1 protein-coding gene is annotated in these 3,036 nt (G+C 65.8%); it reads right to left on the reverse strand.

The features are described from left to right. Positions 1 to 3,036: non-ribosomal peptide synthetase (locus ON22_RS22570; protein ID WP_043740497.1), on the reverse strand; the 3,036-nt coding region annotated here is incomplete at both ends.

Below are 3,036 nucleotides of genomic sequence, written 5' to 3' on the forward strand. Positions count from 1 at the left end.
AACCATTGACCCGCGCCCCCAACTCGGCATAGGTCACCTGCGAACCATCAGCAGCCACCAACGCCACCGCGCCTCGATGGGCGGCCGTCGTAGCATCCAGCAGCGATACCAAGGTGTCGCCGGAATCCAGCTCCCGGGCCGTCGAATTACGCTCTGCCAGTGCCGCGCGCTCCGCGGAAGCCAGAATATCCAGCTCGCCGACCGCGGACTCCGGCGTCGCGATGATCTCGCCCAGCAGCCGCACGAAGCGGTCGACGAATTCCTGTGCGGTGGCGCGGTCGAACAGATCGGTGGCGTAGGTCAGGTGGCCGCTGACTCCGTTCGGTGCACCGGTGCTGTCGTAGTCGTCACCGATGATCAGGTGCAGGTCGAACTGGGAGATCTCGGTATCGATATCGACACCGGAAACCGTCAGACCGGGCAGTTCCAGACTCGACTGCGCCAGGTTCTGGAACGAGAAACCCACCTGGAACAACGGATGCCGAGCCGTCGAACGAACCGGATTCAGCACCTCCACCAAACGCTCGAACGGCACATCCGCATGCGCGAACGCCTGCAGATCCACCTCACGCTGACGCGCCAGCAAATCAGTGAACGCCTCACCCTGATCCAGCTGCGTCCGGAACACCAGCGTGTTCACGAACATACCGATCAGGTCCTCGAGCGCCTGCTCACCACGACCCGCGATCGGAGTACCGATAGTGATGTCGTCCGTGCCCGACAGTCGCGACAACAGGACCGCGAACGCGGTATGCGCCACCATGAACAAGGTGGCATTCTGCTGCTGCGCCACCCGCTGCAAACCGGCGTGGATCTCGGCGTCGATCTCGACCGCGACCTGGCCGCCGCTGTAGGACTGCACCGCCGGACGCGGACGATCGGCCGGGAGATCGAGCTGATCCGGAATGCCGGCCAGCGCCGACTCCCAGTACCCGATCTGCTCGGCTGCCAGCGAACCCGGATCGGATTCGTCGCCCAGCAGGTTGCGCTGCCAGATACTGAAATCGGCGTACTGCACCGGCAACGGCGCCCAGCCCGGCGCCTCCCCTGCGATCCGCGCGGCATAGGCGGTCATCACGTCCCGGGCCAGCGGGGCGACCGAGGAACCGTCACCGGAGATGTGGTGCACCACCATCGCCAGCACGAATTCACCGGCCGGCACCTCGGCGCCGAGAGCGGGATCCGCTGGTTCGCCCACCTGGAACAGTGCGACCCGCAGCGGGACCTCATCGGTTACGTCGAAACCGGTCGACGCCAATTCCGCAACGGCCGCAACGACCTCCGCGGCGGCCACCGACCGCACCGCGAGCTGCGGTACCGCCCGGCCGACCGGCAGGACGACCTGCACCGGACCCGACTCGGTATCCGGGTACACCGTGCGCAGCACCTCGTGCCGCGCCACCAGGTCCGCGACCGCCGCCCGCATGGCCTCGATATCGAGTTCACCGGACAACCGGATCGCGAGCGGAATGTTGTAGGCCGCCGTATCGCTGTCGAAGCGGTTCAGGAACCACATCCGCCGCTGCGCCAGCGACAACGGCACCGCGTCCTGAACCTCACCCGACTCGGTGACCCGGGTCGGCCGCGGCTGCGGCACCAACGCCGCCCGCCCGCCGGTTCCGGCGTGCTGTTCGACCCGTACGGCCAAACCGGCGACAGTGGGGGCTTCGAACAGCGCACGGACCGGGACAGTCGTATCCAACGCCTTGCTCAACCGCGCCGCAACCTGCGTCGCGACCAGCGAATTACCACCGAGGGCGAAGAAATCGTCATCGGCACCGACGCGATCGGCACCCAGGACCTCGGCGAAGGTATTCGCCACGATCTCCTCGATCGGAGTCGACGGCGCCCGGAACTCCCGCGTCTCGAACTCGGGTTCCGGTAATGCTTTACGGTCCAGCTTGCCGTTGACATTCAACGGCAGCGCATCGAGTTCCACGAACGCCGCGGGAACCATGTACGACGGCAACTGCTGCGCCAGTTCGGACCGGATACGAGCCGCATCCACCCGGACACCGGTGGCGGCTACCGGGACAACGTAGCCGACGAGGCGGTCACCGGTCCGGAGATCCGACTTCGCGACAACCGCCGCCTGCGCGATCTCCGGCAAGGCAAGGAGTGCGGCTTCGATTTCACCCAGCTCGATCCGGAAACCACGAATCTTGACCTGGAAATCGGTACGACCCCGATACTCCAAACCACCATCACGATTCCACGCAACCAGGTCACCCGTGCGATACATCCGCTCACCGGCCGCGAACGGATCGGCCACGAACCGCTCCGCACTCAGATCCACGCGACCGAAATACCCGTGCGCCAACTGCACACCGGCCAGATACAACTCACCGGATACACCATCGGGAACCGGCTGCAACCGGCCGTCCAGCACATACACGCGGGAATTCCACTGCGGCGCACCGATCGGCACCGATACCGTATCCGCCGGCGTGACCCGGTGCGTCGTGATCGACACCGCGGCCTCGGTCGGGCCATAGAGGTTGAACAACCCCACACCCGCATAATCGGCGAGCATCCGCTGCGCGGTAGCCGCCGGCAACGCCTCACCGATGGCCAGCACCCGGCGCAACGACAGAGGCATGCCTTCGTCGGTGAGCAGCAGCGCATCCAGCATCGAAGGAACCACCGTCAAGGTGGTCACGCCTTCGCGGCGCATGAGGGTGTTGAGGTAGGCAGGGTCGCGATGACCGTCCGGGGAGGCGATGGCCATCCGGCCACCACACGCCGCGGCGGTCCAGAACTCCCACACCGACAAGTCGAATGTGGCCGCGGTCTTCAACAGAATCGCGTCCGAGGCGTCCATCGCGAATTCGGCTCGGATATAGCGCAACTGGTTCACGATCGCCGCATGCGGCACCGCCACCCCCTTCGGGCGGCCCGTCGAACCCGAAGTGAAGATCACATACGCCGTATTCGACGCACGCAACGGAGATACGCGCTCGGTGTCCGCAACCGCAGCGGTATCGAAACCACCGAGATCCAGATCGTCGAGCACCACCACCGGCGCGCTGCCGGTCC

This window comes from Nocardia carnea NBRC 14403 (assembly GCF_000308515.1).
GTDB classification, from domain to species: domain Bacteria; phylum Actinomycetota; class Actinomycetes; order Mycobacteriales; family Mycobacteriaceae; genus Nocardia; species Nocardia carnea.